Annotated in this window: 11 protein-coding genes, 2 tRNA genes and 2 pseudogenes; 6 read left to right on the forward strand and 9 right to left on the reverse strand. The window is 71.0% G+C overall.

The window, feature by feature from the left end:
• Window positions 1-187: pseudogene (locus D7V77_RS45065) on the reverse strand (transporter); the annotation flags it as partial.
• 232 nt (window positions 188-419) lie between these two features.
• Here D7V77_RS45065 and D7V77_RS32315 point away from each other — a divergent pair.
• The gene (locus tag D7V77_RS32315) at window positions 420-1,340 is read left to right on the forward strand and encodes a class I fructose-bisphosphate aldolase (protein WP_120580129.1); all 921 of its coding nucleotides are present in this window, start codon (window positions 420-422) and stop codon (window positions 1,338-1,340) included.
• A gap of 172 nt (window positions 1,341-1,512) precedes the next feature.
• Window positions 1,513-5,319, forward strand: a complete 3,807-nt coding sequence (locus tag D7V77_RS32320) for an ATP-binding protein (protein ID WP_120580130.1) — start codon at window positions 1,513-1,515, stop codon at window positions 5,317-5,319.
• 90 nt (window positions 5,320-5,409) lie between these two features.
• On the opposite strand, the gene D7V77_RS32325 is transcribed toward D7V77_RS32320, so the two are convergent.
• The 5 genes from D7V77_RS32325 to D7V77_RS32345 all read right to left on the reverse strand — a co-directional run bounded on the left by D7V77_RS32325 (window position 5,410) and on the right by D7V77_RS32345 (window position 8,247).
• Window positions 5,410-5,482: transfer RNA gene (locus tag D7V77_RS32325), tRNA-Ala, on the reverse strand.
• Between the two features lie 67 nt (window positions 5,483-5,549).
• Window positions 5,550-5,948: a hypothetical protein gene (locus D7V77_RS32330; protein ID WP_120580131.1), complete on the reverse strand. Its 399-nt coding sequence runs from the start codon at window positions 5,946-5,948 to the stop codon at window positions 5,550-5,552.
• Window positions 5,949-6,008: 60 nt separating this feature from the next.
• Window positions 6,009-7,388 carry an RsmB/NOP family class I SAM-dependent RNA methyltransferase gene (locus D7V77_RS32335; RefSeq protein ID WP_199733926.1) on the reverse strand — a complete coding sequence of 460 codons (1,380 nt, stop codon included), beginning with the start codon at window positions 7,386-7,388 and terminating at the stop codon, window positions 6,009-6,011.
• A 15-nt stretch (window positions 7,389-7,403) separates the two neighbouring features.
• Window positions 7,404-8,069: a response regulator gene (locus D7V77_RS32340; protein WP_120580132.1), complete on the reverse strand. Its 666-nt coding sequence runs from the start codon at window positions 8,067-8,069 to the stop codon at window positions 7,404-7,406.
• 92 nt (window positions 8,070-8,161) lie between these two features.
• Window positions 8,162-8,247, reverse strand: a tRNA-Leu gene (locus D7V77_RS32345).
• Between the two features lie 99 nt (window positions 8,248-8,346).
• On the opposite strand from D7V77_RS32345, the gene D7V77_RS32350 reads away from it, so the two are divergent.
• The 4 genes from D7V77_RS32350 to D7V77_RS32365 all read left to right on the forward strand — a co-directional run bounded on the left by D7V77_RS32350 (window position 8,347) and on the right by D7V77_RS32365 (window position 13,328).
• Window positions 8,347-9,093 (forward strand): M48 family metallopeptidase, encoded by a 747-nt coding sequence (locus tag D7V77_RS32350; RefSeq protein ID WP_120580133.1) that lies wholly within the window; start codon window positions 8,347-8,349, stop codon window positions 9,091-9,093.
• A gap of 538 nt (window positions 9,094-9,631) precedes the next feature.
• Window positions 9,632-10,588: a diguanylate cyclase gene (locus D7V77_RS32355; protein WP_120580134.1), complete on the forward strand. Its 957-nt coding sequence runs from the start codon at window positions 9,632-9,634 to the stop codon at window positions 10,586-10,588.
• A gap of 26 nt (window positions 10,589-10,614) precedes the next feature.
• On the forward strand, window positions 10,615-12,351 hold the full coding sequence (locus D7V77_RS32360; RefSeq protein ID WP_120580135.1) for a two-component system response regulator: 1,737 nt from the start codon (window positions 10,615-10,617) through the stop codon (window positions 12,349-12,351).
• A 95-nt stretch (window positions 12,352-12,446) separates the two neighbouring features.
• Complete coding sequence (locus D7V77_RS32365) at window positions 12,447-13,328, forward strand: hypothetical protein (protein ID WP_120580136.1); 882 nt, start codon at window positions 12,447-12,449, stop codon at window positions 13,326-13,328.
• Window positions 13,329-13,442: 114 nt separating this feature from the next.
• On the opposite strand, the gene D7V77_RS32370 is transcribed toward D7V77_RS32365, so the two are convergent.
• The 3 genes and pseudogenes from D7V77_RS32370 to D7V77_RS32380 form a co-directional block, all read right to left on the reverse strand.
• Complete coding sequence (locus D7V77_RS32370) at window positions 13,443-14,036, reverse strand: HdeD family acid-resistance protein (protein ID WP_233597367.1); 594 nt, start codon at window positions 14,034-14,036, stop codon at window positions 13,443-13,445.
• A gap of 181 nt (window positions 14,037-14,217) precedes the next feature.
• Window positions 14,218-15,099: a tRNA (adenosine(37)-N6)-dimethylallyltransferase MiaA gene (miaA, locus tag D7V77_RS32375; RefSeq protein ID WP_120580139.1), complete on the reverse strand. Its 882-nt coding sequence runs from the start codon at window positions 15,097-15,099 to the stop codon at window positions 14,218-14,220.
• Window positions 15,100-15,171: 72 nt separating this feature from the next.
• Window positions 15,172-15,426: pseudogene (locus D7V77_RS32380) on the reverse strand (hypothetical protein); the annotation flags it as partial.

Genomic DNA, 15,426 nt, shown 5'->3' on the forward strand with positions numbered 1-15,426 from the left:
GGGTGGTGCCAGGCGAAGGGGTGGGCACGGTGCCCGGGGACAGGTTGCCGGGCGAGGGAGCCGCGGTCCCCGGCGCCCCCGTTCCAGGAGCATTCGAGGGGGCTGTCGTGGGCGAGATCTGCGCGCCCGCCACGCCACCGGTGAGCATCATTGCCACTGCGACGACCCTGCCGACTTCTCTGCCCATGCTGTGGTCCGCCTCGTGTGCCGCCGGGCATATCCGGAAGCCCGCGACGGCGCAGCATTTCTGTGCACCTTCCCGGGGGTCCGGATGTCGGCTTCCCTCCAGTCGGCTCGCGCGGGAAGGCGCGTAGAGGGCGTGACAGTCGCGGACATTCCGTTCAGACAGTGCTTGGTGGGCGCGGACAAGGACCGCAGAATCCCGCGCCAGTTTCGACGCCTTCCTTCAAGGAAAACCCATGGCCTACACCGACCGCGTCAAGCAGATCCTCTCCTGGTATCCCTCCGACAATCCCGGCACGTTGACGAACCTGGCGCGCCTGCTGAACCACGGCACGCTCGCGGGCACGGGCAAGCTGGTCATCCTGCCGGTGGATCAGGGCTTCGAGCACGGCCCCGCGCGCTCCTTCGGTCCCAACCCCGCCGGGTATGATCCGGACTACCACGCGCAGCTGGCCATCGACTCCGGCTGCAACGCGTACGCGGCGCCGCTGGGCTTCCTGGAGGCCATCGCGGGCAAGCTGGCCGGTGAGATTCCCCTCATCCTGAAGGTGAACAACTCCGACTCGCTGGCCAAGACGGCCGCGCCCATGTCCGCGGTGACGTCGTCCGTGAAGGACGCGGTGCGACTGGGCTGCGCGGCCGTGGGCTACACCATCTACCCGGGCTCCGCGGCCCGCAACGAGCAGTATGAAGACCTGCGCGACATCATCGCGGAGGCCAAGTCCTACGGCCTGCCCACGGTGCTCTGGGCCTACCCGCGCGGCGCCCTGAGCAAGGAGGGCGAGACGGCCATCGACGTGGTGGCGTACGCGGCGCAGATCAGCGCGCAGATGGGCGCGCACATCATCAAGGTGAAGCCGCCCACGGACTTCCTGGAGCAGGCGGAGGCGAAGAAGGCCTTCGAGAAGGCGAACATCTCCACCAAGACGCTTGCGGACCGCGTGCGCGAGGTGGTGCGCTCCGCGTTCAACGGCAAGCGCATCGTCATCTTCTCCGGCGGCGAGGCGAAGGAGACGTCCGCCCTCATGGAGGACATCAAGCAGATCCACCAGGGCGGCGGCTTCGGCTCCATCATGGGCCGCAACGCCTTCCAGCGTCCCCACGGCGAGTCGCTCAAGCTGCTCAAGGACGTGATGAACGTCTTCGCGGGCAAGTAGTCCCCGCGCACGGTCATGCGTGGCGCCCTTCCCGGCCTGGCACTTCGCGGGATGGGCGCCAGGCTTACGGGACCGTTTCGCCGTGAACGCTGGCGGGCTGGCAGGCGCTGGAGCGGCCGGCCTCCACGTTCCTCCCCTGGCCCCACAGAGGGGCTTCGATTACGCAACGGGGATGAGCCACGGTTCCAGGACGTCCGGTGGGCACGGTGCGAACGCACCCGCGCCCCGGCCGGACGACGCCGACCGCGCGGCGGCCCGGGAGGTGCTCGCCGGAGGTGGCGAGATGGGCGCCCTGATGCGCTCCATGGACTGGTCCAAGACCCCGCTGGGTCCGGTGTCCTCCTGGCCGCAGTCCCTGCGCACCATCGCCAGCGTCTGCCTGAACTCGGGCTTCCCCATGATGGTGTTCTGGGGGCCGGACGCGGTGAAGCTCTACAACGACGCCTACCTGCCCATCCTGGGCAACAAGCACCCCTTCGCCATGGGGCGGCCCGGGCGCGAGGTCTGGACGGAGATCTGGGACGAGATTGGTCCGTGGGTCGAGCAGGTCCGCCGCGAGGGCCGCGCCATCATGGCGGAGAACCAGTGCCTCTTCATGGAGCGCAACGGCTTCCTGGAGGAGACCTACTTCACCTTCGCCTACAGCCCCGTCCGCGACGAATCCGGGGCCATCAACGGCGTGCTCGACACGGTGGTGGAGACCACCAGCCAGGTGCTGGACGCGCGCCGCCTCCGGACACTGCAGGAGGTGGCTTCACGCGCGGGCGGAAGCCTCAAGGTCCACGACGCCTCCACGCGTGGCCTGGAGGCGCTCGCCACCAACCCCGCGGACCTGCCGTTCGCGCTGCTCTACCGCGTGGACGCGGACGGCGCCCGGGCGCGGCTGGAGGGGCGCATGGGCCTGGAGGCGGACGGCGCCTTCTGCCCCAAGGAGGTGGGCCTGGAGCCGGGCGCGGCCTCCTCCTGGCCGCTGGCCCAGGTGATCCGCTCCGGGCAGGCCGAGCGGGTCCAGGGACTCGCGGCCCGCTTCGGTCCCCTCCCCCTGCGGGACGGCGTGCCACAGCCGGGCTCCGCGCTCGTCCTGCCCATGGCCCGCCCCGGCGAGTCGAATCCCACGGGCGTGCTCGTGCTGGGCATGTCCCCGCGGGTGCCCGCGGATGCGTCGTACCAGTCGTTCCTGGAGCTCGTCGCCGGGAGCCTGGGCGCCGCCATCGCCGGGGCCCGCGCGCATGAGGACGCCCGGCGGCAGGCGGAGGCCCTGGAGGAGCTGGACCGGGCGAAGACGGCCTTCTTCTCCAACGTCAGCCACGAGTTCCGCACGCCGCTGACGTTGATGTTGGGGCCGCTGGGGGACGTGCTCGCGGACGGGGAGCGCCCGCTACAGCCCGCGCACCGCGAGCGGCTGGCGCTCGTCCAGCGCAACAGCCAGCGGTTGCTCAAGCTGGTGAACAGCCTGCTCGACTTCAGCCGCCTGGAGGCGGGCCGCATGCGGGCCACCTTCGAGCCCACGGACCTGGGGCCGCTCACCGCGGGGCTCGCGAGCGCGTTCGACTCGCTGGCGAAGAAGGCGGAGCTGGGGCTCCAGGTGGACTGCCCTCCCCTGTCCACCCCCGTCTGGGTGGACCGCGATCTCTGGGAGAAGGTCGTCCTCAACCTCCTCTCCAACGCCTTCAAGTTCACCTTCCACGGCGCCCTCACCGTCCGGCTCCGCGAGCAGGAAGGCCGGGTGGAGCTGTCCATCAGCGACACGGGCACGGGCATCCCCGCGCACGAGCTGCCCCGCGTCTTCGACCGCTTCCACCGGGTGGAGGGCGCGCGGGGCCGAAGCCATGAAGGCAGCGGCATCGGGCTGGCGCTCGTGCGGGAGCTGGTGGAGCTGCACGGCGGCCGCGTCGCCGTGGAGAGCACGCTGGGCCGGGGCAGCACCTTCACCGTGTCCCTGCCCACCGGCACGGCGCACCTGCCGCCCGAGCAGCTGAGGCATTCCTCGCGGGAAGCCGTCCGGGCCCCGAATCCGGAGGTCTTCGTTCAGGAGGCGGAGCAGTGGCTGTCGGACGCGGAGGAAGCGCCCGCTCCCGTGCCCGTCCCGGAGGCGCCCCCGGGAGTCGTGCGGGGGCACGTGCTCGTGGCGGACGACAACGCGGACATGCGCGACTACGTGCGGCGGTCGCTGGAGGGCCGCTTCACGGTGGAGTCGGTGGCGGACGGCGCCTCCGCCCTGGCCGCGGTGCGGGCGCATCCACCAGACGTGGTGCTGTCGGACGTGATGATGCCGGGGCTGGACGGCTTCGGGCTCATGCGCGCGCTGAAGTCGGATCCGCGCACGGCGCACGTCCCCGTCATCCTCCTGTCCGCGCGCGCGGGCGAGGAGGCGAAGGTGGAGGGCCTCACCGCCGGCGCGGACGACTACCTGGTGAAGCCCTTCGGCGTGCGCGAGCTGGTGGCCCGCCTGGAGGGAACGGTGAACGCCGCGCGGGCCCGCGCCCAACGCGAGGAGCTGCTCCAGGCGCTCAAGCTGTCGGAGACGCGCTACCGGCTGGCCACCCGGGCCACGAAGGACGCCGTCTGGGACCTGGACCTGAGTACCCAGCAGCTCACCTGGAGCGAGGGCGTCCACACGCTCTTCGGCTACCCGCTCGACGCGGTGCCCCCCGAGCTGGACTGGTGGACGGACGCCGTCCATCCAGAGGACCGCGCGCAGGCCGTCGAAAGCCTGCACGCCCTCGCGGACGCGCCCGAAGGCAGCGACTGGCGCGCCGAGTACCGCTTCCGCAAGGCGGATGGCACCTATGCCCAGGTGGAGGACCGTGGCTGGGTGGTGCGCGACGAGGCCGGGACCGCCATCCGCATGGTGGGCGCCATGCAGGACGTCACCCTGCGCAAGGCCGCGGAGGACGCCCTGCGCCGCAGCGAGGAGGAGTTCCGCACGCTCGCGGAGGCGCTGCCGGAGGCCGTCTTCGTCACCGCCCCGGATGGCTCGGTCATCTACGTGAACGGCGTGCTGACGGAGGAGACCGGCGTGAGCGCGGAGACGCTGTTGGACCGGGGTTACCGGCACGTCATCCATCCCGACGACCTTGCCTCCAGCGCCCAGGCCTGGGGGGAGGCCCTGCTGCGCGGCGACCGCTTCCAGTCCGAGCACCGGGTGCGCTACCGGGACGGCCTGTACCGCTGGCACCTGGTGCGCGCCCTGTCCGTGAGGGACGCGGAGGGCCGGATCACCAAGTGGGTGGGCACCTCCATGGACGTCCACGAGCTGCGCCAGGCCCAGGCCCAGCAGCAGCAGCGCGCGGACTTCGAACAGCAGCTCATCGGCATCGTCAGCCACGACCTGCGCAACCCCGTGAGCGCCATCCTCCTGGGCGCCGCCAGCCTGATGCGCCGCGAGGAGCTGGACGAGCGCAGCACCAAGGCCGTCAGCCGCATCCAGTCCGCCGCCGAGCGGGCCCACCGGATGATCCGCGACCTGCTCGACTTCACCCAGGCGCGCCTGGGCGGCGGGCTGCACATCCAGCGGCGCGCATCGGACCTGCACGAAATCGTGGACGGCGTGCTGGAGGAGATTGAAGCCACGCACCCGGACCGGGAGATCCGCCGGCGCCGGAGCGGCAGTGGCCTGGGCGCGTGGGACCCGGACCGGCTGGGGCAGCTGGCCCAGAACCTGGTGACCAACGCGCTGAAGTACAGCCCTCGGGATTCCGCCGTCCGGGTGGAGACCCACGGCACGGCCGACACCGTGACGCTGTCCATCCACAACGCGGGCGCCCCCATCCCCCCGGAGCGAATGGGCCGCCTCTTCCAGCCGCTGCAGCGCCCCAGCGGCGAGGTGGATCACAGCAGCCGGAGCATCGGCCTGGGGCTCTACATCGTGAAGAAGCTGGTGGAGGCCCACGGGGGCATCATCACCGTGGAGTCCACCGCCGAGGCGGGGACCACCTTCACCGTGCGGCTTCCCCGCGACGTCCCGGCGAACCCGTAGCGAGGGCGCCGAGACGCGGCCCCCTCTGTCGGAGGCCCCAAAAGCGAAAGGCCCGCGAGATTTCTCTCGCGGGCCTCTCTCAATTCAGTGTGGAGCTAACCGGGATCGAACCGGTGACCTCTTGAATGCCATTCAAGCGCTCTCCCAGCTGAGCTATAGCCCCGTCTCTTCTACTGCGTGCTGCCCGTTCCGCCGTGGGGGGCGGTCCGTGCCGTGAGGCGGCGCGACTTCTACGGCTTCTTCGTTCCGGACGCCACAACTTTTTGCGGCTTCGCGACGGTTTTTACCTTCAAACGATCCGCCACCTCTTCTCCTTCCCGAAGCAGGTCGGTGAGGGACGCGGCGTGGTCCGCCGCCGCCTTCTCCGCCGCCGCGATGTTCTGCAGCAGCCGGGCAAAGCTCGCGGGCAGCTCCAGCCGGCCTGCCTGGACGGACTGCCAGACGGCCTCGCCCAGTTCGCGGTGGGTCTGCTCCTTCTTGTCCTTGAGGAAGGCCGCCTTGCCGTTGGCCCGCGCCAGCTCCGTGTTGCGCTCGACGGCCTCCCGCAGCTTGGCCAGCTTGGCCTCGGCCGCCTGGAAGGCCTCGTTGATCTGCTGCATCACTTCGTTCTGCTTCGGATCTGCCGCCACGGCTGTCACCCTCGGGAGAGGAGAAGGTCGTTCGTGCGTAACGTGGCGGCTCGGCGACTGTCAACCCGCCTTGCGGACCAGCCGGGCAGCGAAGAAGCCCCCGCCAGGGACCCAGGGCGGCAGGGCGCGCAGGTAGGGACCGTCCACGCCCACCTGGAGCTCTGGCGCCCAGCCCTCCCCCACCGGCTCCAGGGCGAAGCCCGGGTGCTTCTGGAGGAAGCCCTCCACCACCGCGTCGTTCTCCTCCGGCAGCACGGAGCACGTGGCGTAGATGATGCGCGCCCCCGGCTTCACCTGCGCGGCCACCTCCGCGAGCAGCTTGGACTGCGTGGCCTGGAACTCCGTGATGGCCTTCGCGGACAGCTTCCACTTCTGATCCGGCTCGCGCGCCAGGGACCCCGTGCCGCTGCACGGCGCGTCCACCAGCACCACGTCCACCGCCTCCAGTGGCACCGGGTGCGGGAACGTCACCTGCTTCAGTCCGAACTCGCGCACCCGGTCGCGCGCGTCCGAGAGCCGCCGCTTGGAGCGGTCTCCCGCGAGCACCTTCCCCTTCGCGCCCACCAGGTCCGCGAGCCCCAGCGTCTTGCCGCCAGCCCCCGCGCACACGTCCGCCACGGCGAGCCCCTCCAAGGTCGCCCCGGGAGGCAGGCACGCCAGGACGATGAGCTGACTGCCCACGTCCTGCACCTGGAGCCGCCGGGCCTTCATCGTCCGCGACTCGAAGATGCGGTGGCTGGAGTCCGCGACCCGCAGCGCGTCCGGAGCGCAGGGCACCGCCTCCACCGCCACGCCCTCCTCCGCCAGCGCCGCGAGCACCGCGTCGCGAGTGCCCGGGGGCCGCGCGCGGAAGTGCAGCGACGGCTCCTCATCCAGGGACGCCATCAGCCCCGCGAGCGTTCCTTCCGGATACACCTGCGCCAGCCGCTGCGTGAGCCAACCGGGGAACGAGTACCGGGTGGCCAGCCGCTCGACGATGGCCTCCGAGCCCTCCGCCGCGGCGGGCTCCGCCAGGGGCTTCGTCGCCAGCCCCTCCAGCACCGCGTCATGCAGCGTGCGCGGCCGCACTGGCCCCGGCAGCTTCACCTCCGGCCCGATGCGCGCCCAGCCCTCGCCACAGAAGAGGCGCCGCCAGAGCGTGTAGCGCACCAGCGCTGTATCTTCCGTGAGCGCGTGCTTGCCCGGGGAATGCCCCAGCTGCCGCGCCGCCAGGTCCAACAGCCGCGTGTGCCGGGACAGCTCGCGCGCCGCCAGGGCCACGAAGCGCCGCTCCTGTCCGCCCAGCCCTTCCGCCTCCCTCAGCGCGGTGGCGAGCGCGGCCTTCAGCGGCTCGCCCTTGAGGACAGCGATGTGCGTCTCCACCGCCGCGGTGGCCGCGCGCCGGGACGGACGCCCCAGACGTGACGGCTCATGCGGCGTGGGCCAGAGGGGAATGTCCACGGGTGACCTCTTTGCCTAGCCGCGCAGCGGAACGCACACGGCCAGCGCACCGGCCCACGTCTTCACCTGGGGCGACGCGCCCTGGGAGAGGAACAGGTAGCACGGTGCCGAATAACGCTCGCCGTCCAGCTCCAGGTCGCCCTCCAACAGGAGGACCCCATGGGCGGACCGGGAACGGCTCCAGGGAAAGGCGGCTTCGGCGGCCAACCGCATCCACATCCGGTCGCTGTCCGGCGCCGAACCGGCACACTTCACTCCGGGTGATGATTCAATCCACTCCGGTGAGTCCCCGTCCACGGGCGCCTGGGAGGCGGCGACCACCTGGCGCTTGAGCGTCAGGAAGCGCTCCACCAGCTCCATGATGTCGTCGACCTGGAAGGGCTTGATCAGCAGCGCGTCCGGCACCGAGGGGTGCAGGACCTGGGCGACCTCGTCCTGACTGGCGGCGCTGACGATGGCCACCGGGTGGCGCTGCCGGCGCGCGGCCTCCAGGACGCCCCGGCCGTCCGTGTGCCCCCCGGCGATGCGCATGTCGGTCATCACCAGCTCGAAGCGGCCCGCCGCCAGGGCGCGCAGCGCTTCGTCGAGGGTGCCCACCGCCTGCACGTCCGCCAGCTCGGAGACCAGCTCTCCCATTCCTTCGCGGAGGCTCGGATCATCCTCGACCAGCAGGACCTTCATCGCATCTTCCAGCGCGGGGAACAGGGGAGCGCTTTCACGTTCGGGCGGCCCGTGAACGACGGCATCTCGGGCGCCGGGTCTGCGTTTGAAGATGGCCCTCCCCGGACTCGAACCGGGACGCGGGGTCAGCCGCAGCGGATTTTGAGTCCGCCTCGTCTACCAATTTCGACAGAGGGCCCCTTGGGTGTGAGCGAGGCGGCCGAACGTATATCGCGCCTTCGGTTCGTGTGCATCCGAAGATTGCGGCTGTCCACGCACACCGCTAAAGGGGCAGCGCATGTACAACCTCCTCATCTCCCTGGCCATCGGGCTGGCGGTCGGCGTGCTGGTGAAGTTCGCCGGCGGCTTCTCGTGGTGGGCCGGCATCGTGCCCGGCGTCATCGTCTTCTTCGCTGCCTACATCGTGCTCGCCCGCCGGGTCTCCACCCGGGTCCAGGCGCTGATGACGACGGTGCAGAATGATCTCCAGGGTCAGCCCGCCAACCAGAAGGAGGCCCAGGGGCGCGTGGACCGCGCCGTCAAGACGCTGGAGCAGGGCCTCGTCTGGGACAAGTGGCAGTTCCTGATCGGGCCGGAGCTCCACGCTCAGATCGGGATGCTGAAGTACATGGTGAAGGACCTGGACGGCGCGAAGCCCCACCTGGAGAAGGCCAGCGGCCGCAACTACATGGCCAAGGCCATGGAGGGCGCCCTGCACTTCCGCCGCAATGACGTGCCCGCCATGAAGACCTCCTTCGAGGCCGCGGTGAAGAGCGGCAAGAAGGAATCCATCGTCTGGGCCGCGTACGCGTGGTGCCTCCTCCAGCTGAAGGACAAGGACAGCGCCCAGCGCGTGCTCGCGCGCGGCGTGGAGCAGAACCCCTCCGACGAGAAGCTCAAGGGCAGCCTCGCTCAGTTGCAGAACGACAAGCGCCTGAAGATGAAGCCCTACGAGCCGCTCTGGTGGCAGTTCGGCCTGGAGGCGCCGCCGATGATGCCTCCCGCGGGTGGTGGTCGCCGCGTGCAGTTCACGAACCGGCGCTGAAGTCCCGGCGGAGTGACGGCCCGGCGCCAATGCAATGGCGCCAGGGCCCCCTTTCGCTGCTTGCAGCAACCCCGTCGAGGCGCCTCGTTGAGCGCGCTTCCGGGGAGTTCCCAACGGATCAGCCGCTCCACCCCACCTCCGCGCACGGCGCCGGAGCGACCCGCGTCCGGCAATTCCTACCGTGCGCGCGGGCTCCACGCTGCAACGTCTTCCGGCTGTCTTGTTGGCTGTCTCGCCGGCCCCCATGCAACCCCCTGAAAAGAGGCCGTCCCGCGGGTGAAGCGCGGGGCACAAGGCTTGCTCTCGGGCAGGGGCACGCGGGTGATCGGAACGGATGGTTCCCAAAGCCCCCGCGGAGGCGGACGGGCTTGGCAGCCGGAGGTCTCGGGTGAAGTTTGGATGGGTGGGTGGGTGCTTGCAGGACGAGGCGGCGGCGGGTGCGCGTGGGGCGCAAGGGCGTGGGGAGCACCTGGAAGGGCGTGGCGCCCGAGACTTTCGGCCTGCCATTTCGGGTCAGGCGAGCGGAGCGAACCAGTTCATGGAACGGCACGGCCGCAGCAGTGAGCGCGCGCTCCTGCTCATCATCGAGGACGACACCGGCGTACGCGAAGGCCTGATGGACCTGCTCGCTCCACGCTTCGACGTGCTGGCCGCTTCGGACGCGGACGCGGGCGTGGAGCTGGCGCGCGAGCACCGCCCGGACCTGGTGCTGCTGGATCGCTTCCTGCCCTCCGGGGATGGGCTGGCGGTCCTGGAGACGCTCCAGGGCGACGTGCGCACGGAGATGGTGCCGGTCATCTTCCTCACGGGGGACGCGGACGAAGCGACCCTGGAGCGATGCCTGGAGATGGGCGCCGTGGACTTCATCCACAAGCCGGCGAGCTCGCGCGAACTGCTCGCCCGCATCGACCGCGCGGTTCGCCAGAGCGAGCAGCAGCGCAAGCTCCAGGTGCTGGCGCAGACGGACGCGCTCACGGGCCTGGCGAACTTCCGGGCGCTGTCGGTGCGGCTGGAGGACGAGTTCAAGCGCGCCCTGCGCTACGGCTACGCGATGAGCGTGGTGGTCATCGACCTGGATCACCTGAAGGCCATCAACGACGGCATGGGCCACGACGTGGGCAACCGCGCCATCCTGGCCCTGGCCACGCTGATGCAGGGCAACCTGCGCGAGTCCGACTTCGCGGCGCGCTTCGGCGGAGACGAGTTCGTCGTGCTGCTGCCGCACCAGACGTCGCATGAGGCCGCGGTGTTCGCGGAGCGCCTGCGAACGGAGCTGCGCGGCGTGAACGTGCAGCGCGGTGACGGGCGCCCGGCGCCCTTCGGGTTGAGCATCAGCGTGGGCGTGGCGGACCACACGGCCGACTCCCCGCGTGAGAGCACGGAGGCCTTGCTGAAGGCGGCGGACGCCGCGCTCTACGAGGCCAAGCGGGAGGGGCGCGACCGGGTGGTGGTGTACGGCCAGTCGGTCCACTCACCGGCGGCGCAGCGGCACTGACGGCGGGAAGGGAACGAGGGCGCGCGATGAGCGGAACCAGCAAGCTGGCGAGTGGTTCGAGGGTGGCGATCGTCGGCGGCGGCATCGCCGGGGCGGGGCTGGCGGCCTCTCTTCTCTTCAACGGCCGTGCGCGGGGCGTGGCCCTGGACGTGCGCGTCTACGCGGGAGGCACCGAGGAGCGCACCGCGCCCCCTGCCCTGCTCACGCCGGAGTGCCGCTCGCGGCTCGCCGCGCTGGGTTGCCGGATTCCTCCGGAGTGGCGCGCGCACGAGCTGCGCGGCGTGGAGATCATCTCCCAGGGCGAACGCGAGCTGTTGCCCTGCGCGGCCGGCGGCCTCTGGGTCGTGGATGGCTGGCCCCGAGGCGAAGGCGGCCTGGACATGGTGCGCCACGTGCTGTCCACGGCGGCCAGCGCGCAGGGCGCCCGGTTCGTGAACCGCCACGTGGAGCGAGTTGAGCGCCAGGCGCCCGCACCGGACGCGCCCACGGCGGTGCGCAACGCGGGCCCCCTGGTCGTCCGCGCACAGGGCAGCGGCGAGCGCTTCCACGCGGTGGCGCTGGCCGCGGGCGCGGGGCCGCTCTTGGGTGACGCCTTCTTCAAGGGCTTCAAGCCGGCGCCGTCCATGCCGGCGGTGCAGGCACGCATCCAGGGTGGGATGCCGGGCCGGGACCTGGCGCCGGTGGCGCGGCTGTGGGTGGCGCCGCTGCCTTCCGTGGATGCGCTGTTCCTCATCCCGGGTGCGTCGTCCGTGTACGCGCTGGCCTTTGGCGCGGCGGTGACGCCCGCGGACCTGTGCCAGGTGTTGATGATGGCCGCGCGCGATGGCCTGCTCGATGAGGGCTTCGAGCTGACCACCCTGGAGACGACGCGCCTGCCCTTCGGCCCCGGCCGCACGCTGGTGGCGCCCGGGCAGCTGGTGGTGGGCCCCGCGGCCTTCGGCCACCCGCTGCAGGTGGGCCTGTCGGAGACGCTGGCGTCGTGCAGCCGCGCCGCGGTGGCGCTGCTGGATGGCGGGCTGGACGCACCGTCGCTGGAGCGCCGCTACGTGCGCGACGGGCTGGGCGAGCTGATGGAGGACGCGGCGGCGGGTGCGCGCTCCCTCACGTGGCTGCGCCGCGCGGGCAAGCGGGCTCCGGCGGCGTTCGTCGCGGCGCGCGCGAAGCACACGGCGGGCGGCGTGTACGGCGGTGGCGTGCTGGGGTTGAGCTCCCCTACTCCGCTGGGTCTCTTGTCCGCGGCGCGCTGGTCGGGCGTGCGGGAAGTGGTGGGCTCGTGGCTGCGCACGCCCATCGAGCCCGTGCCCACGCTGGTACCGGAGGTGGAGCCGGACCTCTACTACGTGGTGGACGACGACGCGGACACTCGCGAGGCGCTCACGCTGCTGTTGGAGAGCACCGGCGCGCGCGTGGTGTCCTTCGCGGACGAGCTGGCGCTGTTCTGCGCGGTGGCGCGCCGTCCGCCCACCGCCATCCTGTTGGACGTGGTGCTGCACTGGGTGGACGGCCTGCGTCTGTGTGAAGGCCTCAAGCAGCACCCGCTCACCCGCGACACGCGAGTGCTGGTGATGAGCGGCCTCAACCGTCCGCACGTGCGTCAGCGCGCGCTCGACGCGGGGGCGGAGGCCTTCCTGCCCAAGCCGGTGAACCCGGACCGCCTCCTGTGCCAGCTCACCGGCCGCGTGCCGGACCCGCTCGGCTCGCTGCGCGACGTCATCCGCCCCTCGGTCGCGGAAACATTCGGCGAAGACCGTTTTGCGTCCTGACACCTACCTGCACGCAACCACAATCACGCTGACGGGATAATCCCTACAAACGCATGAAGCCTCGCACTTCATGCTCCATCAAAAGGGAATCCCTCATGCTCGCCTCGAAGCTCTTTCGCGCCGGTCAGACGTCGTCCCGGTTGCTCAAGCACGCGCCGGAGTTCACCCGTTCGTTCTCCACGAAGGTCCCGTCGCAGGAGGATCAGGCGCTCAAGCTCCGCGCCGAGCAGAACCGGATCAAGTTCCAGCAGCACGACATCATGAGCGACATCATGGACGTCGAGGATCGGCGTGACGGCGGCAACAACCAGTTCGCGCCGCGCATCCGGCCGGAAGTGGAGCTGACCCGCCGGGACAACTTCCCCTTCAACGAGGTCCAGCCGAAGTACGACACGCCGAAGTCGGCCATCGACCGCGACGGCAAGCTGCAGCCGGTGGACGCGAAGGACCGCACGGTGACGCTGACCGCGCACGTGGACGGCGCGAAGGAGACGAAGGCCCACTCGCCCTTCACGTCCTTCAGCGGCGTGCCCGTGGGCGTGGATGGCCAGGCCACGGAGAAGAAGCTCGTGGACAACCCGGACTACGGCCAGAGCCGCATCGTCCACAACCCGGCGCGCGACGCGAAGGGCGGGGACGTCTTCGATCAGTTCGACATCCAGCGGGACATCCGCACGTCCACGCATCCGGGCCTGGAAGAGACGGCCGTGAACCGCAGCCAGCCCGGCACGCCAGTGTGGCAGCCGGAGCCCCACGAGCGGCCGATCCTCGCGGACGTCGGCGTGGATCCGACGAAGCCCAGCTTCACCTACCGCGAGCGCGCGAGCATGAACTCCGCGCGGGATCAGGAGTACCTGGTGCGCGGCACCATCCACGACTTCTCGCTGGAGCGCCCGGACGCCAAGGGCGACCTGAAGCACGTGTCGCGAGATCAGTTCTCTGACCAGTTCGACGACGCGCACAAGAAGACGAAGTAGGCCGCGAACCGGTCCGGCGCCGAGCACCGGCGCCGGTCCCCGGCCGAGACTTCACCTGCCGATATCCTTACTTCACCCACAGTGAATGAGCGCCAGCGGGTGTCATCCTGGTGCTCAAGCCTCCACGCGATGCAGTCCCCGCCGCAGGATGAGCGAGCCGGACATCATCGAGATGCCTCGGAAGAAGACGGCGAGCCCCACCATCGTGCCCACGAGCCACACGGAGGACGCGGGCCATCTGGCCATGACGCTGAGGCCCAGGACCAGGGAGATGAGGCCGTAGGCCAGGTCCCATCCCCATTGGAAGTAGCGGTCCATGACGGAGGTGATGACGTGGAAGAGGCCGCTGGCGAAGAAGTAGCCGGCGATCAGCAGCGTGAGGGACGCCAGCCCCGCGGCCGGGTACATGACGGTGAGGATGCCGACCACGGTGGTGAGGACGCCTCCCAGCATGAAGGACCAGAAGGCGCTCCGGCTTTCGCTGCGTGAGCGGACCGCCGCTGCGATCTCCAGGACGCCGCCAATCACCAGCATCATTCCCACGAAGAAGACGGTGACCATGCTGGTGAAGAACGTGGCGCCCAGCAGCACGACCCCCGCGATCGCCGTCAGCAGGCCCAGGAGGAAGGGGCCGCCCCACATGGCGGAGGCTCCCCGGGGGGGACGGTCCGGCCGGGTCTCCGGCGCGCGTTCAACGTTCGTTCGCATGGCGATCTCCACGGTGATGGCTGCCCGCCTCGGGCCCTCGGCCGCCTGTCGGTCCGGGAGTGGACGTGGTGGGGGTAGCGCTTCCTCGTGGAAGATGGGCGCGCGACCGGGCGCGAACAATCGGCGCCGCGGGACGAAATGAGGCGGAACGGCGAGCAGGGGCCAGGGCGGCCTGCCGCGCCTAGAGGGCAGGACGAGCGTACGGTGGCGGCAGGAACATCGCGCCGGGCTCCTTGCGGAACCAGGTGAGTTGCCGCTTGGCGTAGCGCCGGGTTTCCTGCGCGGTGTCGGTGATGGCCTCTTCGCGGGTCATCCGGCCCTCCACCACGGCGCGGGCCTGCACGTAGCCGACGCTGCGCATGGGCGCCGCGTCCGCGTAGCCCTGCTCCAGCAAGGCCCGCGTCTCCTCCACGAGCCCCCGGGAGAAGAGCGCCTCCGTGCGCGCGTTGATGGCGGCGTAGAGGGACTCGCGCGGCGGGTCGAGCACGTAGAGCTGGAAGGGATAGCGGTCCGGCGCGAAGGCATGGGCGCGGCGGAACTCGGACGCGGGCACGCCTGTCTGCGCGTGGATCTCCAGGGCGCGGACGACGCGCACCAGGTCCTGGGGGGGCAGCTTCGCCGCGGTCTCCGGATCCACCTCGGCCAGCCGGCGGTGCACGGCCTCCCTCCCCTGCTCCGCCGCGAGCGTCTCCAGCTCCGCACGCAGCGAAGGCAGGGCGCCGGGCGCGTCCACCACGCCGTGCAGCAGGATGCGCAGGTACAGGCCGGTGCCGCCGACGATGAACACCGGCCGGCCCCGCGAGGCGATGTCCGCGATGGCCGCGTCCGCGCGGCGTTGGTACTCGGCGGCGGAGAAGGGCTCGAGCGGATCCACGCAGGAGACCAGGTGGTGCGGCACGGCGGCCAGCTCCTCGGCGGACGGCTTCGCGGTGCCGATGTCGAAGGCGCGGTACACCTGCTGCGAGTCCGCGCTGACGATCTCCCCGCCCGCGTCGCGAGCCCAGGCGATGGCCAACGCCGTCTTCCCCGACGCCGTGGGTCCAGCGATCACCGTCAACGGCACCCGCGTCTCAGCCACCAGCGTCCGCCTCCCACGCCCGCTGTAACGCAGACGCGAGGCGAGCGCGAGCCCCCGCTATGCCAGCCGCGCCCGCACCACTTCCGCCGCGCTGGCATCCCGCGAGAACACGAGCCGGGTGGTCTCCACGGACGACAGCACGCGTCCAGCCGCGCCCACCAGCGCCCCCCGGCCCGCGGGCGTGGGCTCGGGCAACAACGCATTCAGCAGCAGCACGCGGGCCACCTCCCCCGCCCCCTGCGCGTCCCACCGCGAAGTCGAATCCCAGCCCAGTGTGCCCACCGCGACGAGCGCCGCCTCGGCGGTCCGGGT

The sequence above is a fragment of the Corallococcus sp. CA041A genome (assembly GCF_003612075.1).
GTDB classification, from domain to species: Bacteria; Myxococcota; Myxococcia; order Myxococcales; family Myxococcaceae; genus Corallococcus; species Corallococcus exiguus.